29 protein-coding genes are annotated in these 25043 nt (G+C 35.7%); 8 read left to right on the plus strand and 21 right to left on the minus strand.

What is annotated here, in order from left to right:
* Together lspA and DUT69_RS16755 are read left to right on the plus strand one after the other, a co-directional pair.
* Positions 1-495 (plus strand): signal peptidase II, encoded by a 495-nt coding sequence (gene lspA / locus DUT69_RS16750; protein WP_113654407.1) that lies wholly within the window; start codon positions 1-3, stop codon positions 493-495.
* 70 nt (positions 496-565) lie between these two features.
* Positions 566-817, plus strand: a complete 252-nt coding sequence (locus tag DUT69_RS16755; protein ID WP_113654408.1) for a YtxH domain-containing protein — start codon at positions 566-568, stop codon at positions 815-817.
* Positions 818-873: 56 nt separating this feature from the next.
* Here DUT69_RS16755 and DUT69_RS16760 read toward each other — a convergent pair whose 3' ends face one another.
* Entirely contained in the window at positions 874-2514 is a 1641-nt protein-coding gene (locus DUT69_RS16760) for an NAD+ synthase (protein ID WP_113654409.1), read from the minus strand.
* 29 nt (positions 2515-2543) lie between these two features.
* Positions 2544-3197 (minus strand): porin family protein, encoded by a 654-nt coding sequence (locus DUT69_RS16765; protein ID WP_113654410.1) that lies wholly within the window; start codon positions 3195-3197, stop codon positions 2544-2546.
* A gap of 26 nt (positions 3198-3223) precedes the next feature.
* Between DUT69_RS16765 and gldB the strand changes: the two genes are divergently transcribed.
* Positions 3224-4258 (plus strand): gliding motility lipoprotein GldB, encoded by a 1035-nt coding sequence (gene gldB, locus DUT69_RS16770; protein WP_113654411.1) that lies wholly within the window; start codon positions 3224-3226, stop codon positions 4256-4258.
* A 32-nt stretch (positions 4259-4290) separates the two neighbouring features.
* Complete coding sequence (locus tag DUT69_RS16775; protein WP_113654412.1) at positions 4291-5091, plus strand: patatin-like phospholipase family protein; 801 nt, start codon at positions 4291-4293, stop codon at positions 5089-5091.
* 14 nt (positions 5092-5105) lie between these two features.
* Here DUT69_RS16775 and DUT69_RS16780 read toward each other — a convergent pair whose 3' ends face one another.
* Together DUT69_RS16780 and gcvT are read right to left on the minus strand one after the other, a co-directional pair.
* On the minus strand, positions 5106-5822 hold the full coding sequence (locus tag DUT69_RS16780) for a 2-phosphosulfolactate phosphatase (RefSeq protein WP_113654413.1): 717 nt from the start codon (positions 5820-5822) through the stop codon (positions 5106-5108).
* 71 nt (positions 5823-5893) lie between these two features.
* A complete protein-coding gene (gcvT, locus tag DUT69_RS16785) occupies positions 5894-6973 on the minus strand; it encodes a glycine cleavage system aminomethyltransferase GcvT (RefSeq protein WP_113654414.1) in 1080 nt (359 codons plus the stop codon).
* A 101-nt stretch (positions 6974-7074) separates the two neighbouring features.
* Between gcvT and DUT69_RS16790 the strand changes: the two genes are divergently transcribed.
* The 3 genes from DUT69_RS16790 (at position 7075) to DUT69_RS16800 (ending at position 8995) form a co-directional block, all read left to right on the plus strand.
* On the plus strand, positions 7075-7623 hold the full coding sequence (locus DUT69_RS16790) for a nuclear transport factor 2 family protein (protein WP_113654415.1): 549 nt from the start codon (positions 7075-7077) through the stop codon (positions 7621-7623).
* Positions 7624-7928: 305 nt separating this feature from the next.
* Positions 7929-8477 (plus strand): DNA-3-methyladenine glycosylase I, encoded by a 549-nt coding sequence (locus DUT69_RS16795; RefSeq protein ID WP_113654416.1) that lies wholly within the window; start codon positions 7929-7931, stop codon positions 8475-8477.
* A 74-nt stretch (positions 8478-8551) separates the two neighbouring features.
* The gene (locus DUT69_RS16800; protein ID WP_113654417.1) at positions 8552-8995 is read left to right on the plus strand and encodes a DoxX family protein; all 444 of its coding nucleotides are present in this window, start codon (positions 8552-8554) and stop codon (positions 8993-8995) included.
* A 52-nt stretch (positions 8996-9047) separates the two neighbouring features.
* Here DUT69_RS16800 and DUT69_RS16805 read toward each other — a convergent pair whose 3' ends face one another.
* Genes DUT69_RS16805 through DUT69_RS16830 form a run of 6 tightly spaced genes read right to left on the minus strand, consistent with a single transcriptional unit; the run spans position 9048 to position 15403 of the window.
* A complete protein-coding gene (locus DUT69_RS16805) occupies positions 9048-10283 on the minus strand; it encodes a WG repeat-containing protein (protein ID WP_113654418.1) in 1236 nt (411 codons plus the stop codon).
* Positions 10283-11485 (minus strand): glycosyltransferase family 4 protein, encoded by a 1203-nt coding sequence (locus tag DUT69_RS16810; RefSeq protein ID WP_113654419.1) that lies wholly within the window; start codon positions 11483-11485, stop codon positions 10283-10285. Before DUT69_RS16810 ends, DUT69_RS16805 begins: the two co-directional genes overlap by 1 nt.
* A 16-nt stretch (positions 11486-11501) precedes the next feature.
* The gene (locus DUT69_RS16815; RefSeq protein ID WP_113654420.1) at positions 11502-12113 is read right to left on the minus strand and encodes a ribonuclease HII; all 612 of its coding nucleotides are present in this window, start codon (positions 12111-12113) and stop codon (positions 11502-11504) included.
* 43 nt (positions 12114-12156) lie between these two features.
* Entirely contained in the window at positions 12157-13302 is a 1146-nt protein-coding gene (locus DUT69_RS16820) for an ABC transporter permease (RefSeq protein ID WP_113654421.1), read from the minus strand.
* Between the two features lie 3 nt (positions 13303-13305).
* Positions 13306-14448 (minus strand): glycosyltransferase family 2 protein, encoded by a 1143-nt coding sequence (locus tag DUT69_RS16825; protein WP_113654422.1) that lies wholly within the window; start codon positions 14446-14448, stop codon positions 13306-13308.
* Positions 14426-15403: a hypothetical protein gene (locus DUT69_RS16830; protein ID WP_113654423.1), complete on the minus strand. Its 978-nt coding sequence runs from the start codon at positions 15401-15403 to the stop codon at positions 14426-14428. Before DUT69_RS16830 ends, DUT69_RS16825 begins: the two co-directional genes overlap by 23 nt.
* A gap of 43 nt (positions 15404-15446) precedes the next feature.
* Between DUT69_RS16830 and ruvC the strand changes: the two genes are divergently transcribed.
* On the plus strand, positions 15447-16013 hold the full coding sequence (gene ruvC / locus DUT69_RS16835) for a crossover junction endodeoxyribonuclease RuvC (RefSeq protein ID WP_113654584.1): 567 nt from the start codon (positions 15447-15449) through the stop codon (positions 16011-16013).
* A 500-nt stretch (positions 16014-16513) separates the two neighbouring features.
* Here the strand turns inward: ruvC and DUT69_RS16840 are convergent, their stop codons facing one another.
* From DUT69_RS16840 to DUT69_RS16890, 11 genes are all read right to left on the minus strand, one after another.
* Complete coding sequence (locus DUT69_RS16840; RefSeq protein ID WP_113654424.1) at positions 16514-17383, minus strand: DUF4349 domain-containing protein; 870 nt, start codon at positions 17381-17383, stop codon at positions 16514-16516.
* A gap of 232 nt (positions 17384-17615) precedes the next feature.
* Positions 17616-17831 carry a hypothetical protein gene (locus DUT69_RS16845; RefSeq protein ID WP_113654425.1) on the minus strand — a complete coding sequence of 72 codons (216 nt, stop codon included), beginning with the start codon at positions 17829-17831 and terminating at the stop codon, positions 17616-17618.
* A gap of 63 nt (positions 17832-17894) precedes the next feature.
* The gene (locus DUT69_RS16850; RefSeq protein WP_113654426.1) at positions 17895-18665 is read right to left on the minus strand and encodes a 5'-nucleotidase, lipoprotein e(P4) family; all 771 of its coding nucleotides are present in this window, start codon (positions 18663-18665) and stop codon (positions 17895-17897) included.
* Positions 18666-18818: 153 nt separating this feature from the next.
* Complete coding sequence (atpG, locus tag DUT69_RS16855) at positions 18819-19700, minus strand: ATP synthase F1 subunit gamma (RefSeq protein WP_113654427.1); 882 nt, start codon at positions 19698-19700, stop codon at positions 18819-18821.
* A gap of 152 nt (positions 19701-19852) precedes the next feature.
* Complete coding sequence (gene atpA / locus DUT69_RS16860; protein WP_113654428.1) at positions 19853-21424, minus strand: F0F1 ATP synthase subunit alpha; 1572 nt, start codon at positions 21422-21424, stop codon at positions 19853-19855.
* 181 nt (positions 21425-21605) lie between these two features.
* Positions 21606-22142 carry an ATP synthase F1 subunit delta gene (atpH, locus tag DUT69_RS16865; protein WP_113654429.1) on the minus strand — a complete coding sequence of 179 codons (537 nt, stop codon included), beginning with the start codon at positions 22140-22142 and terminating at the stop codon, positions 21606-21608.
* A gap of 91 nt (positions 22143-22233) precedes the next feature.
* On the minus strand, positions 22234-22728 hold the full coding sequence (locus DUT69_RS16870) for a F0F1 ATP synthase subunit B (RefSeq protein WP_113654430.1): 495 nt from the start codon (positions 22726-22728) through the stop codon (positions 22234-22236).
* 92 nt (positions 22729-22820) lie between these two features.
* Complete coding sequence (gene atpE, locus DUT69_RS16875; RefSeq protein WP_010601523.1) at positions 22821-23027, minus strand: ATP synthase F0 subunit C; 207 nt, start codon at positions 23025-23027, stop codon at positions 22821-22823.
* A gap of 41 nt (positions 23028-23068) precedes the next feature.
* Entirely contained in the window at positions 23069-24214 is a 1146-nt protein-coding gene (gene atpB, locus DUT69_RS16880) for a F0F1 ATP synthase subunit A (protein ID WP_317047221.1), read from the minus strand.
* 38 nt (positions 24215-24252) lie between these two features.
* Positions 24253-24639, minus strand: coding sequence for a hypothetical protein (locus DUT69_RS16885; RefSeq protein WP_113654432.1), 387 nt, complete (start codon positions 24637-24639; stop codon positions 24253-24255).
* 108 nt (positions 24640-24747) lie between these two features.
* The gene (locus DUT69_RS16890) at positions 24748-24978 is read right to left on the minus strand and encodes an AtpZ/AtpI family protein (RefSeq protein WP_113654433.1); all 231 of its coding nucleotides are present in this window, start codon (positions 24976-24978) and stop codon (positions 24748-24750) included.
* Between the last annotated feature and the right edge of the window lie 65 nt (positions 24979-25043).

Below are 25043 nucleotides of genomic sequence, written 5' to 3' on the forward strand. Positions count from 1 at the left end.
ATGGGGAAAGTTAACAAAACCAGATTGATAATCTTATTCGCCATCATTTGCGTTAATGTTGCATTAGACCAAGTTTCTAAAGCAATTGTTAGAAACGAAATTAGCTACCAAGAACAGATCAGCATTATAGAAAATCATTTTATTTTAACCAGGGTAGAAAACACAGGGGCTTTTTTAAGCGCAGGCCATAATTTACCAGAGATTATTCGATTTCTATTGTTAACCGCTTTGCCTATCGCTGTTTTGGGTTATGGCCTATACTTCTTAATCAGCAACAAAAATATACCAACTAAAATGCAAATTGGAATCTCTTTTTTAATTGGCGGAGGAATTGGCAATATTTACGATAGAATTGTTCACGGTTCGGTAACCGATTTTCTCTTTATAGACTTCGGAATTTTCAAAACCGGAATCTTCAACGTTGCCGATATGTCTATAATGTTTGGAATTGGCCTTTTACTACTCCAATCCTTTTTACAGAAAAAAGCTGTTTAAACATCTAAAAATCAGTTATTTGAATATTATTTATTTTTCTATATTTGAAGTTCATCTATAGAAAAATACAATGACAAACGAAAATCAACAACCAGAAGAAGAAAAAAGTTTTTTCGACAATTTATCGGATAAATTTGAAGAATTAAAAGACAAAGCAGAGGATAAATTCGAGGCCTTAAAAGATCAGGCAGAAGAGAAGTGGGATGAATTGAGTGATAAAGCCACACTTGCAGCCGACGAAGCAAAGGTTAAGTTTAATGAGCTTAAAGATCAAGCCGAAGATAAGTGGGATGATTTAACAAACGATAAAGAGGTTAAATAGTTGTAAATTATCTTCTAAACAAAAAATCCCAGTTCTAATAGAGCTGGGATTTTTTGTTAGGCTGTATATTTTCCAACAATAGGCATTCTTCGGCCCATACCAAAAGCCTTAGGTGAAACTCTTAAAATTGGTGGCGTTTGATAACGTTTAAACTCGGCCAAGTTTACCATACGTAAAATACGGTGTACCAAAGCCTCGTCATAACCAGCAGCAATTATTGCTTTAGAACCTTTTTGCAATTCAATATGCTCAAACAAAATCCTATCTAAAATTCCATAATCAGGCAATGAATCTGAATCTTTCTGATCTGGCCTCAATTCTGCCGAAGGAGGTTTGACAATCGTATTTTCTGGAATAAGTTCACCATCTTTATTAATATACCTTGCAACCTCAAAAATCTGCGTTTTGTAAACATCGCCTATTACACCAATTGCGCCACACATATCGCCGTACAGCGTACCATAACCCACCGCACATTCGCTTTTGTTAGATGTATTTAATAAGATATAACCGAACTTGTTTGACATTGCCATTAAAACAATACCACGGCAACGAGCCTGTATGTTTTCTTCTGTTAAGTTAAACGGTAAACCCGCAAAAGGTTTTGCCAGCATACTGTCAAACGCATCAGCAGCTTCTTTAATGGGTACAATTTCATGCTTGCAGCCAAAATTATTAACTAAATCCAACGCATCTTTAATAGAATGATCTGTGGAGTACTTCGAAGGCATTAAAACTGCCATCACATTTTCTGGTCCTAAAGCTCTACAGGCTAAAGCGCAAACAACGGCAGAATCTATTCCGCCAGAAAGACCTAAAACTGCTTTTGTAAATCCAGACTTTCCAAAATAATCCTGTATTCCCAATATTAAAGCATCGTGAATTTGGCTGATATCCGATGCTCGCTCTACCGCTGGATATTTATTTTTTACGTTTTGTACTTCATCCAAATCAAATACCTGAAGATCTTCTTCAAAATATTTCATTTCTGCCTTTACATCACCTGCTTCGTCAAAAACCAAAGATCCACCATCAAAAATAATTTCAGTTTGGGCACCTACTTGATTAACGTAAAACAGCGGTAAATTATACTTCTTGGCATTATCAGAAAGTACTTGAATACGGTTTTCGTCATGCCTGTAATTAAATGGCGAAGCTGCAATATTGATCATTAAATCTGGCGATTCTTTAATCAATTCATCCATTGGGCAAGAAACGTATAACGGATTGTCGTTAATGTTCCAAAGGTCTTCGCAAATGGTTAGCGCAATCTTTTTGCCTTTAAAATCTACACATTCAAATTTCGTATTTGGCTCAAAATACCTGTACTCGTCAAAAACATCGTACGTGGGCAAAAGTGCTTTCTTAATTACTTTCTCAACTTTACCTTCACTAATAAAATACGCTGCATTATATAAATCTTTACCTTCTAAAACCTCGTTTTTAATTGGCAAACCAACAATACAGGCAATATCTACACAATGCGTTGCAATTTTTTGCGCAGCCTCGTCACAAAGCGAAATAAAGTCTGTAAACTCCAAAAAATCACGAGGCGGATAACCGCAAATTGCCAGTTCAGCAAACACAACAATATCAGCTCCTTTGGTTTTAGCCAAATTGATATTTGTTATAATATGATTGGTATTATGTTCGAAATTACCAATGTGATAGTTAAGTTGTGCTAATGCTATTTTCATCTATGATTAACCTAAATAATTGTTTCTATTTAAAAGAAAACACCAATATTAATACCCACGTAATGGTTACGAACACTGTTTTTGTTAGTAGAAATATTGGTAAAACCGTTATTCAAAGACAAACCAGCCATAATGCTTGTTTTCTCATCAATGTCATATTCTGCTCCACCGCCAATAATTAAACCAGCACGGTAAAAACGTGTCCAGTCAGATGAATTAACATCGTCAGCAATCATATTATTACCTACAGAAGCATCTTGCCTAGCACCAATCTTAAAATCGTTAGATAAGCCAAACTGACCATACCATCTTACATCGCCAATTTTATTTGTTTTTAATTTAACAGTTAGCGGAACTTCGATATACTGCATTTTGTATTTCAAATCGTAAGCGGTATTTGCACCGGTAACATGATAGGGTAAAGCATTAATTTCTGTGCTTTTACCATTAATAGTTGTAATAGTTAAGCCAGTTGCAAAGCTATAGTTTTCTGCAAAGTTAAAATCTCCGATCAATCCGTAAGAAAAACCTAAGCTTACGCCATCCGATTTTCCATTTTCTGCTTTAATAAAACCTAAAGTTGGGTGTGCGGTTAAGCCTAGTCTAAAACCAGAGAATACCTCTTGGCCATATACATTCGCCGTAAAAATTAAGCATACTAAAGCAATAAGTGTTTTTTTCATCGTACTTGTTTTTATATTTGTTATTAATGAATGAAAAAGGGAGATTACCGCAAATCTATTTAATTTTTTTATCTATCTGCATAATTATTTCGTGCAAACCAGCTAAGAAACCGGACGTAAGCAATATTAAACTCGATATAAAAATCGAACGTTTTGAACAAGATCTGTATCAAGGAAAAGGGGAAAATATTGCAGAAACAGACCAGAAACTTCAGTCTAAATATGGGTATTTTTATGATGATTTTGTAAAGCGAATGGTAGGAACCCCAGATTTACAAGGTGCAGAAGTTTTAGATATACTATATAAAAATCAAGCCTTTACAGATTTATATAAGGAAATTGACAGCGTTTACCCAAACCTAAATCAGGCTGAAAAGGATTTAACAGAGAGTTTCAAATACATTAAATATTATTATCCGAAAACCAAAATACCGCGTTTTATTTCTTTCCTATCGGGATTTGCTTATCAAGTACCAATTGGCGACAATTATATAGGTATTGGCTTAGATATGTTTTTAGGCAAAGACAGTAAATTTTACAAAGCAATTGTACAAAGCGTACCAATGTACGCCTCAAAAAGGTTTACTCCAGCGTATATTGCACCAAGAGTTACAGAAGTTTTTGCTCGCGAAGAACTTTTTAAAGAGCGAGATGAAGACCAAACTTTATTGTCTAAAATGATTTTTAATGGCAAGATACTTTATTTTTTAGATCAGGTTTTACCAGAACGCGTTGCCGACTCTGTAAAAATTGGCTATACTGACAAGCAAATTAGCTGGAGCAAAAATTACGAAGGCAATATTTGGGGCTACTTTTTAGAGAACGATTTACTCTACCAAACCGATATGCAGAAAATACAGGTTTATTTAACTGATGGGCCTTTTACGCCGGGCATTGGCGAAAAAGAATTTTCTGCGCCTAAACTTGGTGTTTGGTTAGGCTGGCAAATAGTTAAGCGGTATATGGAAGAAAACCCGAAGGTTACTTTACAACAATTAATGGAAGAAACCGATGCACAAAAAATACTAACGCAATCTAAATACAAACCAAAAGAAGGCTAATAACTAAATACCTAACTTGAACCAAAAAAAGCATGTCTGAAAATAATGTTTTAAAAACCGACAAGAAAATCGGCATTGTATTATCTGGTGGTGGCATTAGAGGTATTGCTCATTTAGGCGTGTTAAAAGCAATCGTAAACACTGGAATTAAAATTAGTCATGTTAGCGGTACTAGTGCAGGTTCTATTGCCGGTTCGTTCTTTGCTGCTGGCATAGACCCAGAAGAAGGTTTAAACATCTTTATAAAGACTAAGCTTTTACGTTTCATTCGCCCTGCTTTAGGCTCGTTAGGCTTAATCAACATAGAAAACGTTAGAGATATTTTAAAAGATTATTTCCCGACGGATAAAATAGAAGCGCTAAAAATTCCGCTTACCATTTGTGCAACCAATTTTAGCCAAGGCACTGTTAGCTACTTTAGCGAAGGACCGCTAATTAGGTCTATTCTTGCGTCGAGCTGTATACCAGGAATTTTTAAGCCAATTATGATTGAAGACCAGATGTATGTGGATGGCGGCATTTTAAACAACTTTCCTATTGAACCGTTACTAAATAACTGCGATTACATTATTGGATCGAGTTGTAACCATTTGAAACCAGTGGATAAAATATCGAAAATTGCAGATCTCATCCAGCGTTCGGTAGTAATGTCTATCAATCATGATATGGAGCGAAAGGCAAGCCTTTGCAATGTTATGGTAGAGCCTAAAGGCATGGGAGAAATTAGCACCTTCGATATGAAAAAGGCTGAAACCATTTACTGGCTAGCTTATGAAGAAGCTTTAAAATCGATTAAAAACAATGAGAGTTTTCAGGAATTGTTAAAGCGTTAAGTCCGCTATCCCGCTTAGGAATTAAGGGAGATTAATCTCTCACCTTCTAAAACAGGAATCGCTTTGCAAATATCTAACTTAAGGCAAAACTTCACATCCTCCTCAATATTTAGTTGCTCCAATCTGTGGTTATGAGAAGATTTTTTCAAATAACCACGCAGATCATCTTTCGCTAACAAGTACATATCTTCCGCGGCAACGCAAGCATCATCAAAATGAACAAAATCTTTGCGCAAAGTATTTACTACTGCACCAGCAAACAACGTATCCTCTAAATTAAACTTATCTTTCCAGCCAGCACAAAGCAATAGCACATCCTTATCTTGCACTTTTAACCAATCGCAAAGCGATGTTAAATTAAGAAATGAACCCACTACAACTTGATGTGCACGTTCTTGCGCCAAATGCATGGCTTTTGTGCCATTTGTAGTAGTTAGCACAATAGTTTTACCCTTAACTTTTTCGGTTGTATAAGAAAAAGGAGAATTACCAAAATCATAACCTTCTACTACTTCGCCATTACGCTCAGCTGCAAGTAAGTAACCCCTATCGGCATAAGCCAAACAATCATCTACCTGCGCCACCGGAATTATTGCTTCTGCGCCATTATCGATGCCGTAAGTAATAGAAGAAGTTGCCCGTAAAATATCGATAACTACAACAATACTTTTCTCAATAGTATATAAATCTAACAGCGCCGGTGTAAGGCAAACTTCAATGGTTCTAGACATATTTTTGGTATATAGTTATTAGTATTTAGTAGCTAGAGAAATCCAATTACTAAATACTAACTACTAAAGTATTATTTATAAAAAGGAAACTTAACTACTTTAGCCTTAATTTTCGTGTTTCTAATTTCAACAAAAATTTCTGTGCCTTCTTTGGCAAATTCTTTAGCTACATATCCCATACCAATAGCTTTTTGCAACGATGGCGATTGGGTACCAGAAGTAACTTTACCAATTACTTTACCTTGTGCATCAACAATTTGATAATCGTGACGAGGAATACCTCTATCAATCATTTCAAAGCCAACCAGTTTGCGTGTTACCCCAGCCTCCTTTTGCGCCTGCAAAGCTTCAGAATTAGTAAATGGCTTGGTAAATTTGGTAATCCATCCTAAACCAGCTTCAATTGGCGAGGTAGTATCATCAATATCATTACCGTATAAACAGAAACCCATTTCCAAACGCAACGTATCACGAGCTGCTAAACCAATTGGTTTAATACCATATTCTGCACCTGCGCTAAAAATTGCCTCCCACATTTTATCTGCATGCTCGTTATCAAAATAAACTTCAAAGCCGCCAGCTCCGGTGTAACCAGTTGCAGAAACAACTACGTTATCTATTCCTGCAAACGTTCCTTTCTTAAAAGTGTAATATTCCATCGATCCTAAATCAATGTCGGTTAAGCTCTGCAAAGCATCTGCCGCTTTCGGACCTTGAACTGCCAATAACGAAGTCTTATCAGAAATGTTGTGCATCTCTACGTTCGCTGTATTGTATTTCTTAATCCATTCCCAATCTTTATCAATATTGCTCGCATTAACAACCAACATGTAGGTTTTCTCGTCAATACGGTAAACCAACAAATCGTCTACAATACCGCCATCTTCATTTGGCAAACAAGAATACTGCACTTTACCATCAATTAGCTTAGAAGCATCATTACTGGTAACACGTTGAATTAAATCTAAGGCATTTTCGCCTTTCAAAATAAATTCGCCCATGTGGCTCACATCAAAAACACCAACAGCACTCCTAACGGTTGCATGTTCTGCATTAATGCCTTCGTAAGTAACAGGCATGTTATAACCTGCAAATGGCACCATTTTAGCGCCTAATGAAATATGTTTTTCTGTTAATGCGGTATTCTTCATTTTATGGATTTTAGATATTTGGTGGGCAAAAATACTAAGAATAGCCCAATGATTTTAGCACAATTTGCTAACTTGTAAAAATTAATCTAAACACCCGTTTTATGAAAGCAAAAATTACCCTATTAGCTATTTCCTCTATTATCGCTTTGTTTTTTTCGTGCACCCAAAAGGCAAATGAAAATGCAACTACCACTCCGCCAACAGAAGCCCAAATAAAATCAAGCAAAACTGAAATAGCACAGCTTTTAGACTCTTTAAATGCTGCAGCCGCTAATGCCGACCTCGAAAAATATTTTAGTTATTATACCGAAGATGCCACTTATAACGGAACAGATGCTACCGAAAACTGGAACAAACAATCTTTTAAAGATTGGGCAAAGCCTTATTTCGACAAAAAAACAACTTGGAATTTTACCACAGTTAAAAGGAATATTTATTTCGGTGCCCATCAAGATATTGCTTGGTTTGAAGAATTGGTAAGCACTCAAATGAAAATTTGCCGAGGCTCTGGCGTAGTGGTTAAACAAGATGGTAAATGGAAAATTCAGCAATACGTTTTATCTATGACCATACCAAATACACAATTAGACAAAGTTGTATCACTTAAAACTGCCGAAGAAGATTCGCTCTTAAAAAGCTTTAAAAAATAGTTCGCAACTTTTGCAATTAGCTCATCATTTGTTCTTTTGTGGTTAGTAATAATTATAGAAACGATTTGCATAACTTGAAAACGACCGGCAGAATTTCATCGCAATTTTAGTCCCGCTTTCCGCTTCAATCTTTTTTGCCCTTCCACAAGCTCAGGATGACAGCAAAAAAGGATTTCGCTGCAATCGGGTTTAGATAACAAAGGTTTTGTTGCTATGTACAGTTGCAATAGCAATTTATCAAATATGCGTTATTCCAGATTTCTAGTCCGTAATTCTTATCCCCAAAATATTAATAAAGCAACAACATGTCATACTGCACAGCAATTAATAACATGTCTGGCGACAGACGAGAACTGCACAAGGCTTACCACGATAAGCTTTACGGCTTCCCCATAGATAACGACAATGAACTGTTTTGCAGGTTGATTTTAGAAATTAACCAAGCCGGATTAAGTTGGGAAACTATCCTTAAAAAAGAGAGCAGTTTCAGAAAAGCCTTTGATAATTTCGATATCAAAAAAGTGGCGTCTTACACAGAAAAAGATAGAGAGAGGCTTTTAGCCGATGCAGGAATTATTAGAAACAAACTAAAAGTAAATGCTGCAATAGAAAATGCTAAAACCATTTTGGATATTCAAAAAAAACATGGTTCGTTTAAAAACTGGTTAGACGAACATCATCCAAAAACTAAGGACGAATGGATAAAACTTTTTAAAAAGACTTTTAAGTTTACTGGAGGAGAAATTGTTAACGAATTTTTAATGAGTACAGGATATTTGCCTGGAGCACATGATTTAAATTGCCCAACGCATCAACAAATTTTAACACAAAAACCAAAGTGGTTAGAACATTAATAGCTAAATGCAAGAGATAAAAATTCTTAAACCAGTTTAAGTAATTTGTAACCAAAGAAGTATAATTTAACCAAATGGAATCAAAATCTGCTAATTACGCACAGTTCTTTTTACGCATTGCACTGGCTTTTTCTTTTTTATCTGCTACTGCAGATAGATTTGGGTTTTGGGGAAAATCCGGAGAAAGTGGTGTGAGCTGGGGCAATTGGCAAAATTTTGTTAATTATTCTAATACGCTTAACTTTTTTGTACCTGCAAGTATTGGAGAAGTGTTAGCCATAATAGCTACTGCATTAGAAATAATTTTAGCCTTGTTTTTAATACTAGGTTTTAAAACAAAGTTTGCTGCAATAATTTCTGGCTTATTATTAACTGCTTTTGCATTTTTAATGTCAATTAGCGTAGGCATTAAAGCACCATTTGATTATTCTGTTTGGACTGGCGCTGCAGCTTGTTTTTTGTTGAGTATTTTTAATAACTACAAATACAGCATTGATAGTTTATTCAAAAATCGATAAATAACTATTATTCACTCCGGAATTCGTCCTACGCTAAATATAATTAAGTTAGTTAGGGCAATAAATCAATAAACTTTCTATTTTTTACATCCAATTTTCTCGGCGTACCAATTCTACCCTCCCGTACATTAAACTTGCCATCTCCCATCGCATCAATTTTATCGTAAGTTGGATTGATGATCCAATTTCCTTGCACATCAACAATACCGCTTAATTGTTTGGCGTCGTCAACAGCTACAAAATATCCTTCTTTACCAATTTCTTCTCGCTCTTTAAGCAAGTTTACAGTAACTTTTCTTAAAGTATTGGTTGGTTTTTCGTCGCGTATATATACCGTTACGTATGCTACAGGACCTGAGAAAAAATGTTTGGAGAATTCTATTGTGTTGGTATCTGCTGGCTTTTTCGGCAACTTTTCCGCCAAGAAAGATTTTAAAGCTTGAGGCGCTCTTAGGCGTTCGTGATCAATTTCCTCCACAGCCTTTTTGTAAACCGGCAATGCTTCCTTTAACCACGCAACTGTAGCTTTAGACGAAATAGAATACGCCGTACTGCCAGATTTTCTGAGTGCCCTGCCATCTTTATAAAATCCTTGTACTTCTGCAACCCTATTAGCCAAAGCTTTAGGATAGTTTATTTTTACCTCACCCGCCTCGTTACTTTTAATTTCCAGCCAGCTGTTACCTACTTTAATTTTAGGTTTTGAAAGATCTAACCGATAACCGGTACTTTTATAGTTTTTAAACCACACATCAAAATCAATGTTTCTAATTGGCTTGCTAGCATCAATTAAAAAATGATTGTATTCCAATTCATCATTTGCAGGCGAAGCATTATAGTTTGCACTTGCCACCGTACCATCCCAAAAATGCAAGACATTTGGTGTAAATTTTGGCGCATTTTCGTAAACTTCATCTATACTTAAATCTAAGCCTAATAACTCCTTTACATTTATTAAATTAAGTGATATTGATACTGCACTTTTTGGTTTCCCGAATTGGGATGCTAAAAAGAAATCTTTTTTTACGGCTGAAATAAATTCATCTTCAGAGAGGTATTTATTTTGCTGATCAGTGAAATTACGATAGTCCTTTTCATCGAAATCATTTTTTGGAATTACTGTAGTAGGCTTCAAACTAAATTCTACATCTATCTGATTCTCCGCATCTGAAATTAGGTTCTCCAAATTCTCTTTCGACTCTGCCATATCATTATCCGGAAGACTAAGGCAACCACTAAACAAAAACACTGCGCAGCAGAAAAAAACTATGTTTAGTTTGTAAGTCATTATGCAAGAATTAATTTTTCGTAAATATTTAACATCCGCTTTGCATTACTATTTATCTCGTGGTCTCTTTCGGCAGTTTTGCGAGCGTTTGCTCCTATTTCTTGCCACTTATTAGGCTGTGTTATACATTGCAAAATTGCACGGTAAAACTCGTCTGATGTGTTTGCAATCAGAATATCCTTACCGTTTTTGTAGTTAATTCCTTCGGCCGCCATGCTGGTTGCTATGATACACTTCTGCATAGCCATTCCCTCTATAATTTTAACACGCATACCGCTAGCAGAAAGCAAAGGCACAATCATTATTGCTTTCGAGTTCATAAATTCAACAGCGTCAAAAACTTCTCCCTCCACAATCAAGTTATCTGAGTCGTAATCAAAAAACTGCTTTTGCATATTTTTACCAGCAATATAAAATCTCAACTCTCGGTTAAGCGTTTCTATATCAGGCCAAATTTCATCTAAAAACCATTCTAAACCTTCTTTATTTGGGCGCCAATCCATTGCACCAAGGTGGAAAAGTGTTGGAAAGCTGGTTTTTGTGTTATCTATGTTATATTTTTCAAAATCAATAGCTACGGGAAAAACATCCAATCTGGTTTGGCAGCCCATGCGTAAAATACTGTGCCTATCTGGTTCGCTTATGGCAAATACTTGGTGAAATCTGTTAATCTGTTCGGTTTCGTAAACCTTTAATCTTCTCGATAAAAATTCTAGATACACTCTACGCGGTGTAAATCGTTCTCTCAAAGCCAAGCGTTCCCAAACATCAAATGCAATGTTGTGTGCTCTATAAATCAGCTTTGCTTTACTATGTTCTTTAACCGTTTCTAAATACGGCACAACATAAATACCTTCGAATTGGATAACGTCAAAATCCCTTTCGCGTAAAATATTTTCTAATACTTTGGCAGCTTCATCATCAAAAAACCTAGAAACATTGTAAGATTGGTTGCTGAAAATATTAAAAAATGCTCCCCAAATATTTACTTCCGTATCGATATTATAAGAATGAAAATCTATTTTCTCAAAAATTGGATCATAGATATCATCTACATCCGTTTTCTCTTTATAAGGATTAATGCTAAACAAAGTAACTTCTACCCCTAATTTTAGCAAGCCTTTAATGGTATTATACACCACAATTGGATAGCCACTATTTGGCGGAAATGGTACCTGATGAGAAAGCATGAGCAGTTTCATGCCCTGAAATTACTAATTATACTTCTTCTGTGAAAGAAATTAAAAGCTGAGGATCGCTAACGTTAAAAGTTTTACGGTGATATGGCGACATCCCAATTTCCATAACGGCTTTCCTATGCGCAATTGTTGGGTAACCTTTGTTGCTTTGCCAATTGTAATGTGGAAAATCTGTAGCCAATGTATCCATATATTCATCTCGGTGTGTTTTTGCCAAAACAGATGCTGCCGCGATATTTAGGTATTTTCCGTCGCCTTTTATTATGCAACAATGCGGAATATCGTTGTACTTTTTGAATCGATTGCCATCAATAACCAAGTGTTGCGGAAGAATAGACAATTTTTCGATTGCCCGATGCATAGCCAGAAACGATGCATTTAAAATATTTATCTGGTCGATTTCCTCGTGATCTACGAAACCAACTCCCCAAGCAAGGGCTTGCTGCTCAATTATTGGGCGCATTAAATCTCTTTGTTTATGATTTAGCTTTTTCGAATCGTTTAGTCCTTCTAAGTAAAAATCTTTGGGCAAAATTACGGCAGCAGCAACAACCGGACCGGCAAGGCAACCTCTACCGGCTTCATCGCATCCGGCTTCAACTAATTCTGTATGGTAGCAATTGATTAGCACTTTGCAAAGTTAATGATTTTATTAGAAACGCTGATTTGATAATCTAAACGCTTGTGTTCTGCCCTTTAACGTCAAAAGCATCACGTAAACCAATTGCTAAAACATTAAAGGCATAAACGGTTAACATAATGGCCAAACCGGGTAAAATGGCTAGGTAAGCGGCATCCATAATGATATAGCCATAATGTTCCTTAATCATTGTTCCCCAACTTGGCATGGGCGGTTGTGCGCCAAAACCTAAAAAGCTTAACCCGGTTTCTAACAAAATTGCCGAAGCGAAATTTGCTGATGCAACTACCAAAATTGGTCCGGCAATGTTGGGCAAAATGTGCTTTACAATTGTTCTAGTGGTAGAAAATCCTAAAGCTTTTGATGCTTCTACAAATTCAACTTCTTTTAGCGACATTACCTGTCCACGAACTAAACGAGCTACATCTACCCAAGTTGAAAGGCCCACCGCAATAAAAATTTGCCAGAATCCCTTTCCTAAAGCAAAAGATATGGCAATAACGAGCAGTAAAGATGGCAAGGACCAAACTACGTTCATAAACCAGCTGATTAAAGCATCGGTTTTACCGCCAAAATAACCGGCAATTGCTCCTAAACTTACCCCTATAAACAAAGAAATTAGCACTGCCATTAACCCTACCGACAATGAAACGCGAATGCCAAGAATGAGCCTGCTTAACAGATCTCGGCCGTAAATATCTGTGCCTAACCAAAAAGTTTGCTCATAAATATTTTTCATTTCGAAAAGCATTTGAGTATTACCCAACTTACTAGGCAACATGCAGCTGGCACAAAGCTCACGAAGCTTGTAAACTGTTGGTGTTGTATTTTTCTCCTCGCCAATATACTCGTAAGCTAAAACTTGTTCGTTAACAATTTTGTACGATGTTATGGGCACACTTTTAAATTTGGCAGGTTGGCCGTAGATCATTTTCCCAAAAAAACCAACGTCTGCCACATTATTATAGCGTTGAACAATTAAGAATTTGAATTTCGCACCCGGCTTTTCTTTGCTAATCTGTAAGCTTTGGTTATTTGCATAAGGTGTACTATCTGGTGTAATTAAGTAACCTAAAACGCCTATTAACACCATCAGCAAAATAAACACAAGTCCGCCAAAGGCGAGCTTGTTGCGTTTAAAACGTTTCCATATTTTTTTAGATGGGCTGTTGCTACTCATTTCTTACTTTACCACGCGACCTTTCCAGTTGTATTTCCCAGAATTTCCGGCTATGCCAATGTAAACAATATAAATAATATGTAAAATTGAAATTATCGGCGTTAGGACTAATAATTGTCTTCTTCTAAAAAACTTGGTAATGGTACTTAAAAAAGTTAATTCCATTCCCAGTTTAAATATCAATTGGAATACTAAAAAATGTACTGTTTCGCTTGCAGGGAAGATAATCGCCAAAATACCATTAAGGATTATGCTAACGTTAAAAAGCCAAATGCTTACACCTAAAATAATTACCGATTTATCTTTATACCTAGTACTTTTAGATGCCCATCTTTTTCGTTGCGAAATAAAATCGCCTAAGGTTGGTTTTGCATGCGTGTAAACAATAGCGTCTTCATTTTTTAGAAAACCTATTTTCTTATCATAAAGTGCAGCCATTTTATGCAATAACAGTTCATCATCTCCAGAAGCCAAATCATCTATACCTGTAAAACCGCCAACTTCAAAAAAGGCATCTCGCTCGTAAGCTAAATTAGCTCCATTGCAAGTACTCGGATTATTATTTCCAATGGTAGATGCGCCTAAACCTATTAAATAAGAAAACTCTAGCGTTTGCATTTTCTCAAACACACTTTTTTCTTCAAAATAAGCCACAGGCGAAGAAATCATCTTATAACCATTGGTTTCATAGCAAGAAACAATAGTTTTTAGCCAATTCGGGCCCATTCGGCAATCGGCATCAGTAGTTACAATCAATTTTCCACTTGCCTCGCCTATAGCCGTCTGTATGGCTTTTTTCTTGTATGAGTTTAGGGCATTAGGTTCATTTAAAACAATAAGCTTTACACCACGATCTGCAAAAGAACGAATGATTTCAGAAGTGCGATCTGTAGAATGATCGTCTATAACAATAATTTCTACGAGTGATTTTTCATAGTCTTGAGCTAAAATATCTTCTATTGTTTTTCCGATCAAAACTTCTTCGTTTCGAGCTGCAATAATTACCGAAACCATTGTTGCCGGAGCATTTCCTACAACTTTAAACCGGTTTATTTTTGCCCAACCCCTTATAAATGTAGCAATAACAAAAACATATATCAGGGTTAAAAAGACCGAAAAATAATTAACTGCGCTTAGTACTTCCAAAGAAATTTAATTTAAAAACGAAATAAGATCCTAATATAGCAGGAATAATAATATTGATTAGCCAAATACTTGCAATACATGCTACTACCGCTGTATTTTGATCGGTTACGTATTTGAAAAAGAACAAACCGGTAACACTTCTAATCCCAATATCCAATAAATCTAAAGAGGGTAAAGATGATTGAACAAAAAACAGAATGCTTACCAGCATCATAATGTCTAAAAAGTTGATGCTTGGGATCAGCCAAAGAAACATAATAAAATATTGGGTGCTAAATACAGCATATCTTGCCAAACAAAACATAAGTATTTTAAACAGTTCTGCTTTTTTATATCGAGCTAAAATTGCGTAGAACTTTTTATATTTTCTGGTAAAACGCATAGAAAGCAAAATGCCGTTTAGCCATTTTATATTAAAGTAAAAGACGATAAAGAATAGGCAAAATGCTATCGCGATAGCGCAAATTGCCAAATATAAACTTGTTTCTATGGGTACAAACCGATATACAAAAATGCAAATTGCAATGGCGCCAAAAATGTTTGTTAAAACCAGCTGACCAATATTTCCTACTGCCATGGCTACAATACCAACTATTCGTCTTTTAGGCGATAGAAAAAAAACTCTGCCTCCGTATTCGCCCAGACGGTTTGGAGTAAATACAGCCCAGGTTAAGCCGCAAAAAACAGATTCTATAGCAAGCCAAAGTCTTATTGGTTCTATTTGTTTAATTAACCGTTGCCATTTAATTGCTTCTAAGCCCCAATTTACCAACATGAGCAAAACAACGGAACCTATTGCAAGCCATATTTGTGTTGAGGGCATGGTTTGCAATAAGGAAACAAATTTCTTTAAATCGTTATTAGCAATGAGTTTTATATAGATAAACCAAAAGGCAAAAAGTACTATTGCAATTTTTAAAATTATGGAAAGTGATTTTTTGAATCCTGTTGTCAATTTTTTGCGCTTTTGAACTGCAAATATGCTTAATATTGTGTTAATGTTGGCTGAAAAAAAAGAGCGAGTAATTATGGGTATAGATCCAGGTACTGCAATTATGGGTTATGGTGTTGTTTTAGAGAAAGGTAGCAAGATAGAATTGGTTACGATGGGTATTGTTAGGATGGATCATTTAGACGATCATTTTTTAAAACTCCAACGCATTTTCGAAAAAACCATGAGCTTAATTGATGAATATAAACCAGATGTTTTAGCAATTGAAGCTCCCTTTTATGGTAAAAATATTCAGGTAATGTTAAAATTAGGCAGGGCACAAGGCATTGCAATGGCGGCCGCTTTGTCTAGAAATATTTCGGTAACTGAATATGCACCACGTAAAATAAAACAATCTATTACCGGAAAAGGCACAGCAAGTAAAGAGCAAGTAGCTCTAATGCTTCAACGGTTATTGAATTTTAAAGAAACACCAGAATTTTTAGATGCTACAGATGGCTTAGCCGTAGCGGTTTGCCATTCTTTTCAAAGAATTAACACTTCAGCGGGAAGCAAAAAATCTTACTCTGGTTGGGATGCCTTTGTACAAGACAACAAGAAACGGATTAAGTAAAACACAAAAGGAAAAGCAAAAAAGAATATAGCCGTCATTATAAAAGTAAAAGCTTTGTTTATTAAACGTTTCTTTTGCACAACCAAGCCATAAACGAAGTAATTATCGCATAAGGCAAAAGAAAAACTAAGAATATCAAAAAATCTTCTCTATAGGTTTAAATGTTAATTTTATCAATCTACATTACCAACCGGTCGAACTTTTTGAAAAGCTTTTTTTTGAAAATGAACGTACATTATTTCATAGGTACTGCAGTCCCGCTATCGCCCATAGTCCTCTCCCGATAAAATCGGGATTGCGGGCTATTTAGCTCTATCGGGTTTAAGAACAATGGTTTTACGCCTTGGCAAACCTGCCAATAGCAAATTAACAGTGTAAAATAGCCCCGATATAACGAAAATACTTTTGTGGAAACCCAATAAGCTTTTTTCCGCTTATTGGGTAACAAAAGATTGTAGTGTTAGCGGGACTATCGGTTAAAAAGCGCCACAGGTTTTACGCTACTTAGAGATATTTTGTGGTTTGTTTTTGCTTCTCAGGTAATACTTAACTCCAAAGAACACAGCAAATCCGGCTATAAAAAACATCCACAAATGCGACAGAACGAGAATCAATTCTTTAAAATAATTCCAGCCATCAATTAAGTTTAAGCCCAAACGTTTAAAGAAGCCGGGCTTGTAATTGTACAGGTTATCGTTAGCTATAATATGAGTCTGTATGGTATTATTTTGATAAAAGCTTAGTGTGATAGTGCTAAACTTTACACGATCGTCAATACTTATGTTTTCTATCTTTTTATCCACCAAACCGTCTTTTACATATAATGAGGTTTCTACATTATTAGATTTTCTGGTGGCCGTTTTATTTATTTGTTTAATGGCCTCTGTCCTATTTTGCGCTTTCAATTTATTAGCTAAATAAGCTATGCTCTGGTCATCAAGTTTCATATCCTGACTATCTACAAATACCGCCATTTTAGCAACCGTATTAGTAAACTCATCTAACTTATCTGATGGAACTTTAGCTACAAGCATGCCGGTTTTTCTATAAGAGCTTATCTCTTTAAGTGAATCGAGGCTGTAAGCAACCTTTGTACTTTCTTGGATATGGCTTTGTATAGAAAATTCTATTACCGTGCCACCTTGAGATTTTAAATGAGAGGATAACGTTTCTTTAGCTTGCTGTACATCTTTTACCCTAAACTGCATGCCTGCAGTTTTAATAATTTTGGGTGTTGCTAAGGTGTCGGTTGCAGATTGATCTGTCAAAACTACTTCCTGACTTGCCCCATCTGCGTAACTTTCTTTCTTATCGGCGTTACAGCCAAACAAGATTATAACTATGGCGATACAAAACAAATTCTTTTTCATTTCCTTTGGTTTTAGGTTGCAGAAATCCACAGCAAAAGCCAGTTATTTGAGCTTTGTACATAGAAATTTCTTATTAATAGCTGAGTTATTAATTATTGTACCGGCCGGTATTGCTTAATGCCAATATGATGGAGAAGTAACCTAAAATACTTACACGTAACAGAAATGCTACAAAAAAAGAAAAGTCCGTTTCGGGGTACGAAACGGACTTTAGAAAAATATTTTGATTAAACTATTTTGCGTCTAGAATCTTAAAAACCGCTTTACAGCAAATAAATGCTCCGATAAAAAGGATTACCCAAGAAGCAATTGAAAGCATTGTTGAGTCGAAAGCAAAACGTAAAAACACGCCTATAACGCTTACAATAACTCCAACAGTTATCATCATGTAAATTGACGACTGATTAGCAGTTTCCATGCTTCTTTCTCTTTCTTCAGCTTGATTCATCTTAATTAGATTTTAAATTGTAATTGCACAAAAGTAATATTAATAGGTAATTAAACCAACAATTTAGTAACTTTTAAGTTTGTTTAATCTTTGTTTAGCTCTGTCCTGTTCCGTAAGCTTATCTCCATTGTATAAAAGCTTCTCCCAATCGCCATACATTGGGTTTGGCAATACAATAAACTTAGTGCCAAATAGCTGTTGTGCTTTATCAACTTCCGTTTTAGTATCCTTCCCTTCTCGGTAAAAAACATTAGAGAAATCGCTTAAATTATCTCCACACAGCAAAAGTATATTGTAGTTTTTTAATATTTCTTGTCTGCGAGTTTCTTTATCCGAAGTGGTTGACTTTAATAAAATGTGTTTATCATCTACGTTAGGAAAACCGAACTTCTTTAGATTTTTTACCGTTCCTTCCCTATCAGCTTCATCTCTATTGGTAACATAAAAAGTTTCCACGCCTTTACTAGCAGCAAACCTTAGAAAGGCTAAGGCTCCAGGAACAGTGTCTGCTTGGCCTAAAGCCGTCCATCCTGTCCAGTCTTTTTGCACATAACTAACCCCTTTTCTAATCTCATGTCCTTGAAATGGAGAGTTATCTAAAATTGTCTCGTCAGCATCTACAATAACGCAATTTGGTTTGCCGTTTGCTTGCTCCCACAAAGCTTCTTTTAAGGATAGTTTAGCAAAGTTATACGCTTGAAAAGCCAATGCTCTATATTCACCACTTTGTTGTTGCCAAAGTACAGCATTGATATAATCTCTTTCTGGCGTTTTTTGTGCGAACCCTAATATCGGCAATATGCCAAATGTTAATATTAACAGGTATTTTTTCATTGATTTAGATTTACTTGATGATGAAAACAATAGAAACATTACAAAATAATCATAATAATTTTGGATTAAGGAATGTCTACTCATTAAAAAACCCTTTATCAACTAAGATAAAGGGTTTGTATTTTTAAGTCCCCTTTTAGGAGATCTACAGGTTTATCCATTCAACGCAGCAGCACCACTTACAATCTCAGTTAATTCGGTTGTAATTGCAGCCTGACGAGCTTGGTTATAAGATAATTTTAATGCTTTTAATAAATCACCAGCATTTTCAGTAGCCTTATCCATAGACGTCATACGAGCACCATGTTCAGAAGCATGAGAATCTAATACCGCTTTATACAATTGAATTTTGATTGATTTAGGAATCAACTCTGTTACGATTTTTTCTTGGTTTGGCTCTAAGATATAATCTACGTTTGATGCTTTTTCTTTAGCTACAGGCTCTGCTTTAGGCAAAGGCAATAACTGCTCTGTAGTTAAAATTTGTACAGCAGCATTTTTAAATCTATTGTAAACTAATTCAACCCTATCAAACTCGCCTTTTTCAAAACCAGCCATAATAGCATCGGTAATTTTAGATACATTTTCAAAAGATAATGCACTGTAAACATCATTGTTATTACCAATAACATTGTAGTTGCGTTTCTCATAAAAATCCTGAGATTTTTTACCGATAGCAACAATGCTCACTTTTCCGTTTTTAAGCTGTTCGCTGTATTTTTCGGCTATTAAATTATTGGTGGTTTTAATTACGTTCATGTTAAAAGCACCAGCCAAACCACGGTTTGATGATACAGTAACCACCAACACTTTATTAGGTTCACGTTCCTGAATAAATGGAGATGACGAACCTTCTAAACTTGCAGAAAGATTTCCTAAAATCTCTTTCAATTTAGTAGCATACGGACGTAATTGAATAATAGCATTGGTAGCACGCTTTAACTTAGCAGCCGAAACCATTTTCATGGCCTTGGTAATCTGCTGGGTAGATTGCACCGATGATATACGAATTCTTACTTCTTTTAAATTAGCCATTTTATATTAGATGTGAGATGTGAGATGTGAGATGTGAAACGATAAACGCTCAATCTCATATCTCTTATCTATTTTCTCAATTGCAGATGTGAGATATGAGACGCCAGACTAAGTCAACTCTCATATCTCATATCTAACTTCTCAAATCTCAGTTAGTATTTACTTGAAATCTCTTTCGCTACAGTTTCTAAAACCTCTACTGCATCATCTAACTTACCAGCTTTTAAAGCTTTTAAAGTCTCTGGGTGACGCAATTCTAACGCTTGTAAAAACTCCACTTCGAATTCTTTCACTTTGTTTACAGGAACAGAGCGCATTAAGTTTTTAGTACCTAAATAAACGATAGCAACTTGTTTCTCTACAGTAAATGGCGAGAATTGCGCTTGTTTTAACATTTCTACGTTACGTGCACCTTTATCTAATACAGATTTTGTAGCAGCATCTAAATCAGAACCGAATTTAGAGAAAGCCTCTAACTCGCGGTATTGAGCCTGATCTAATTTTAAAGTACCAGCTACTTTTTTCATCGATTTAATTTGAGCGTTACCACCCACACGAGATACAGAGATACCTACGTTAATTGCCGGACGAACACCTGAGTTAAACAAGTTAGACTCTAAGAAAATCTGACCATCAGTAATCGAAATTACGTTAGTTGGAATATATGCAGAAACGTCACCAGCTTGAGTTTCGATAATTGGTAAAGCAGTTAATGAACCACCACCTTTAACAATACCTTTTAACGACTCTGGCAAATCGTTCATGTTTTTAGCAATATCATCGTTAGAGTTGATTTTTGCAGCTCTTTCTAACAAACGGCTGTGTAGGTAGAAAACGTCACCCGGATAAGCCTCACGACCTGGAGGACGTTTTAACAACAATGAAACCTCACGGTAAGCAACAGCTTGTTTAGATAAATCATCATAAACAATTAAAGCTGGTCTACCAGTATCACGGAAAAACTCGCCAATTGCTGCACCAGCAAAAGGAGCGTAAAACTGCAATGGAGCAGGTTCTGCAGCCGAAGCAGCAACAACAACAGTGTAAGCCATTGCACCGTTCTCTTCTAAAGTACGTACAACGTTTGCAACTGTACTTGCTTTTTGTCCACAAGCTACATAAATACAGAATACAGGATTACCTGCTTCGTAAAATTCTTTTTGATTGATGATGGTATCGATACAAACCGCAGTTTTACCAATCTGACGATCGCCAATAACCAACTCACGCTGACCACGACCAATTGGAATCATCGCATCAATAGCTTTAATACCAGTTTGTAAAGGTTCAGTAACCGGCTGACGATAGATTACACCTGGTGCTTTACGCTCCAAAGGCATCTCATAAGTTTCGCCTAAAATTGGTCCTTTACCGTCAATAGGTTCGCCAAGCGTGTTTACCACACGACCCAACATGCCTTCGCCAACTTTAATCGAAGCAATTTTTTTAGTACGTTTAATTGTATCACCTTCTTTGATCTCGTCTGATGGGCCTAACAAAACCACACCCACGTTATCCTCTTCAAGGTTTAATACAATACCTTGCAAGCCATTTGCAAACTCAACAAGCTCACCACTCTGAACTTTAGTTAAGCCGTAAACACGAGCAATACCATCGCCCACTTGCAAAACGGTACCAACTTCTTCAAGCTCAGCTTCTGATTTAAAGCCCGCCAATTGCTGTCTGATAATTGCCGAAACTTCGTCTGGTCTTACCTCTACCATAATTTTATATTATTTTGATATCTTTTTGTAAAATCTAATCTCTTACTCTTTTGTTATTTTAGTCCCGCTTTCCGCTTTACTTCGTGTCCGCTTCAATCGGGTTTATATTACTTATTGCTGTAGTTCTTCTTTAAGTTCCAGTACCCCTCAAATTACTTATCCGAATACTCGGTACTAAAATCTAATTAGCAAATTCTTTCTTTAACTTATTTAGGCTACTAGCAATACTTGCATCAAATTGTTTATCACCTACCTTAAGAATAAAGCCACCAATTAAATTGGCATCAACTTTTTCCTTAAGTAAAACTTCGTTTGCACCAAGCTCTTTCTTTACCAAGGCAATTACCTCGGTTCTGTTTGCCTCGGTTAATTCTGTCGCCGAAACAACATTTGCAGTAACAATGCCTTTTATTTCATTGTACTGCTGTACAAATTGCTTAGCAGTATCAAACAAAATAGAAGAACGACCTTTAGCAACAACCAACTTTAAAAAACTAGCGCTAATTGCATGTATTTTACCTGCAAAAATACCCTCTAAAATACCTTGTTTTTTATCTAACGGTACAATAGGATTTTTTAAAATAGCCTCTAACTCCGAGTTGGCACCTACCACCTCTTCAAAAAACAGCATATCACTTTTAACCTCTTCAACAGCATTTTGCTCTTTAGAAAGGTCTATCAATGATTTTGCGTATCTAGCTCCTGCTTTACTCGACATATATTTTAGTTGTAAGTTGTAAGTGGTAAGTTATAAGTTACTGTATAAAATCAGTACCAAAACTTAAAACCTAAAACGTAATACTTATAACTTAGTTCAATTCAACGTTTTTCAACAAGCCGTTTACTAACTCTTGTTGTTTTGCTTTATCATCTAACTGCGAACGTAAAACACGCTCAGCAATATCCAAAGACAATGCAGAAACTTGTCCTTTTAATTCAGCAACAGCTGCTTTTTTCTGATTTTCAATCTCAATGCGAGCTTTTTCGATCAGTTTAGCACCTTCAACCTGCGCAGAAGTTTTTGCTTCGTTAACAATGTTGTCTTTTAATAATTTAGCTTCTTTTAAAATTTCATCGCGTTCTGCACGAGCTTGTTTCATCAAATCTTCGTTTTGCGCAGTTAAACGAGCCATTTCTTGTTTGGCTAATTCAGCTTTGTTTAACGCATCTTCAATACTGTTTTCACGCTCGCTGATTGCTTTCATGATTGGTTTCCAAGCAAATTTGCCTAGTAAAAAAACCAAAACTAAAAACGCAATGGTATTCCAAACTAATAAACCAATCTCAGGAATTAATAAATCCATCTTATATAATTAATATTCTTATTATGCTAAACAATTAAACAAGAACCTTAACGGCAACCCCGAAAAGGTTCTTGTAATAAATTTTTCTTTGATTATTTTGCGATCAAAGAAACTACTACTGCGAATAACGCAACAGCCTCGATAAAGGCAGCAGCGATAAGCATAGCAGTTTGAATTTTTGAAGCAGCCTCAGGTTGACGAGCAATTGATTCCATTGCAGATCCACCGATTTTACCAATACCTAATCCAGCGCCAATTGCAGCTAAACCTGCGCCGATTGCAGCTAATGTTCCAGTCATTTTTTCTATTTATTTATATTGTTTAACAATTATTGTTCTAATTAATGGTGTTCTTCTACGGCCATACCTATAAATAAGGCCGAAAGAATGGTAAAAATAAACGCTTGTATAAATGCTACCAAGAATTCAATTAAGCCGATAAATACAGCAAAGAAAATTGAAGCCGGAGCTACAGCGTAAGAGTTAAAAATAAAGATTAAGCACAATAGCGACATTACCAAAATGTGGCCAGCCGTTATGTTTGCAAACAAACGAATTGCTAATGCAATTGGCTTTGTAAACATACCAAAAATCTCTACCGGGATCATTAGCGGTTTTAACCACCAAGGCACAGGAGGATTTAAAATGTGTCCCCAATAATATTTGTTTGCTTTAAAAGTAGTAATTAAAAAAGTACAAGCCGCTAAAACCATGGTTAAAGCGATGTTACCTGTAACGTTAGCACCTCCCGGGAAGAAAGGAACCAAGCCCAACATATTGTTTATCCAAATAAAGAAAAACACAGATAATAAGTAAGGCATAAAAGCCGCATATTTATGACCCAAGTTTGGCCTAGCGATATCATCACGAACAAAAAGAATAATTGGCTCTAAGAAAGACTGCATGCCTTTTGGCGCTTTACCTTGTCTTTTCTTGTAAGACGAAGCCACTTTAGTAAACACAAGCACCAATACAATAATTGACAATAGCATACTAAATACATTCTTAGTTACCGAAAAATCTAAAGGACGAGCGTTAGTTACAACTTCTTCTCCGTCTTTAACTTCATGAGAAACATAAGAACCATGTGCATCTGCAGTTGCATTAGCATAGTATATTTTATTGTGAGCAATAGCAAAACGCTGGCCGTTTTTCTCTACTACAACTTTACCATCGTCATTAAATTTAAATTCAGAAGAACTAAAATTAACCAATCCATTATCCGTCCAAAGAATAATAGGCAAGTGTAAAGTTACACCATGATCTCCATGACCGAACAATGTAAAGAAGTGGCTATCACTGATGTGATGAAAGATGAATGAGGTAATATCAAAAGCTTTTTTTTCTTCGCCATGGCCTTCTGCATGAGCTACCGCTTCATGACCAGAAACACTAACGCTATCAACTTGCGCAAAAGCCGTAGTGCTAAAACCTAAAAACGCCGAAAAAAGCACAAAAACAACAATTAGCCTCTTAACTTTTGACACAAAAACTTGGTTACAATCCATTTACTCGCAGATTTTTACTATTTATTTTGGTGGCGCAAGTTACGTAACAAACCTAATATTTCAAAGAGGGTAAACAATAAATATAAAGAAAAAAAATTAAAGACAAATGGCAAGTCGCTTTCTGTGTGTTTTAAGCTGTAAATCAGCACGAAAGACATTGAAAATAGCATTTTTAAAATTACGGAGCCCATTATTGCAAAAACACCCATTTCTGGCTTACGCCTTATACCAAAATCAGCCAATATATATGCAATTAGGGTTAATCCACACAAAAACCAAAAAACTAACCAAAACTGATCAGTAAACAATTTTACACCTGGAAAGAGGGTCGGCAGCAAAAAAGCAATGCCCGCTAAAACGCCTGTATATATACTATAAGAAATAAGAAATTTAGGTAAGCTCAAAATTTTGCAAATTATTTGTGCAAAGGTAACAAAGCAAGTTCAATCAATTGCAATTTGCTAAAACTATAGGTTAACATTGTAGAAAACTATCCGCACATTGCGCCAAAATTATTTCCTCGGTTTGTTTAAACTTCTAATTAATTGCACCAGAGAAATTATTACGCCTAACAATCCTAATAGCGCAGTAAAAATTAAGGTAGTTGAATTTCTATATCCATCTATTTTATAGCCGAGAAATACAAATAGACCAATTGTAGCCAACATCTGAAAAGCCACACCTGTGTATTTCACAAAATTTGTTGTTTCCCTTTTAGCTTTATCGCTACCTAAACCGCCCATAAAAAAACATATAAATAAAAAACTGATTCAAATATTAAGATTTTATTGCCGAATAAAATATTTTT

It is taken from the genome of Pedobacter namyangjuensis (assembly GCF_003313325.1).
In the GTDB taxonomy this organism is placed as follows: domain Bacteria; phylum Bacteroidota; class Bacteroidia; order Sphingobacteriales; family Sphingobacteriaceae; genus Pedobacter; species Pedobacter namyangjuensis.

Coding starts and splice junctions, on each gene's coding strand:
- lspA (WP_113654407.1), top strand. CDS start 1: ATGGGGAAAGTTAACAAAACCAGATTGATAATCTTATTCGCCATCATT.
- DUT69_RS16755 (WP_113654408.1), top strand. CDS start 566: ATGACAAACGAAAATCAACAACCAGAAGAAGAAAAAAGTTTTTTCGAC.
- DUT69_RS16760 (WP_113654409.1), bottom strand. CDS start 2,514: ATGAAAATAGCATTAGCACAACTTAACTATCACATTGGTAATTTCGAA.
- DUT69_RS16765 (WP_113654410.1), bottom strand. CDS start 3,197: ATGAAAAAAACACTTATTGCTTTAGTATGCTTAATTTTTACGGCGAAT.
- gldB (WP_113654411.1), top strand. CDS start 3,224: ATGAATGAAAAAGGGAGATTACCGCAAATCTATTTAATTTTTTTATCT.
- DUT69_RS16775 (WP_113654412.1), top strand. CDS start 4,291: ATGTCTGAAAATAATGTTTTAAAAACCGACAAGAAAATCGGCATTGTA.
- DUT69_RS16780 (WP_113654413.1), bottom strand. CDS start 5,822: ATGTCTAGAACCATTGAAGTTTGCCTTACACCGGCGCTGTTAGATTTA.
- gcvT (WP_113654414.1), bottom strand. CDS start 6,973: ATGAAGAATACCGCATTAACAGAAAAACATATTTCATTAGGCGCTAAA.
- DUT69_RS16790 (WP_113654415.1), top strand. CDS start 7,075: ATGAAAGCAAAAATTACCCTATTAGCTATTTCCTCTATTATCGCTTTG.
- DUT69_RS16795 (WP_113654416.1), top strand. CDS start 7,929: ATGTCATACTGCACAGCAATTAATAACATGTCTGGCGACAGACGAGAA.
- DUT69_RS16800 (WP_113654417.1), top strand. CDS start 8,552: ATGGAATCAAAATCTGCTAATTACGCACAGTTCTTTTTACGCATTGCA.
- DUT69_RS16805 (WP_113654418.1), bottom strand. CDS start 10,283: ATGACTTACAAACTAAACATAGTTTTTTTCTGCTGCGCAGTGTTTTTG.
- DUT69_RS16810 (WP_113654419.1), bottom strand. CDS start 11,485: ATGAAACTGCTCATGCTTTCTCATCAGGTACCATTTCCGCCAAATAGT.
- DUT69_RS16820 (WP_113654421.1), bottom strand. CDS start 13,302: ATGAGTAGCAACAGCCCATCTAAAAAAATATGGAAACGTTTTAAACGC.
- ruvC (WP_113654584.1), top strand. CDS start 15,447: ATGTTGGCTGAAAAAAAAGAGCGAGTAATTATGGGTATAGATCCAGGT.
- DUT69_RS16840 (WP_113654424.1), bottom strand. CDS start 17,383: ATGAAAAAGAATTTGTTTTGTATCGCCATAGTTATAATCTTGTTTGGC.
- DUT69_RS16845 (WP_113654425.1), bottom strand. CDS start 17,831: ATGAATCAAGCTGAAGAAAGAGAAAGAAGCATGGAAACTGCTAATCAG.
- DUT69_RS16850 (WP_113654426.1), bottom strand. CDS start 18,665: ATGAAAAAATACCTGTTAATATTAACATTTGGCATATTGCCGATATTA.
- atpG (WP_113654427.1), bottom strand. CDS start 19,700: ATGGCTAATTTAAAAGAAGTAAGAATTCGTATATCATCGGTGCAATCT.
- atpA (WP_113654428.1), bottom strand. CDS start 21,424: ATGGTAGAGGTAAGACCAGACGAAGTTTCGGCAATTATCAGACAGCAA.
- atpH (WP_113654429.1), bottom strand. CDS start 22,142: ATGTCGAGTAAAGCAGGAGCTAGATACGCAAAATCATTGATAGACCTT.
- DUT69_RS16870 (WP_113654430.1), bottom strand. CDS start 22,728: ATGGATTTATTAATTCCTGAGATTGGTTTATTAGTTTGGAATACCATT.
- atpE (WP_010601523.1), bottom strand. CDS start 23,027: ATGACTGGAACATTAGCTGCAATCGGCGCAGGTTTAGCTGCAATTGGC.
- DUT69_RS16890 (WP_113654433.1), bottom strand. CDS start 24,978: ATGGGCGGTTTAGGTAGCGATAAAGCTAAAAGGGAAACAACAAATTTT.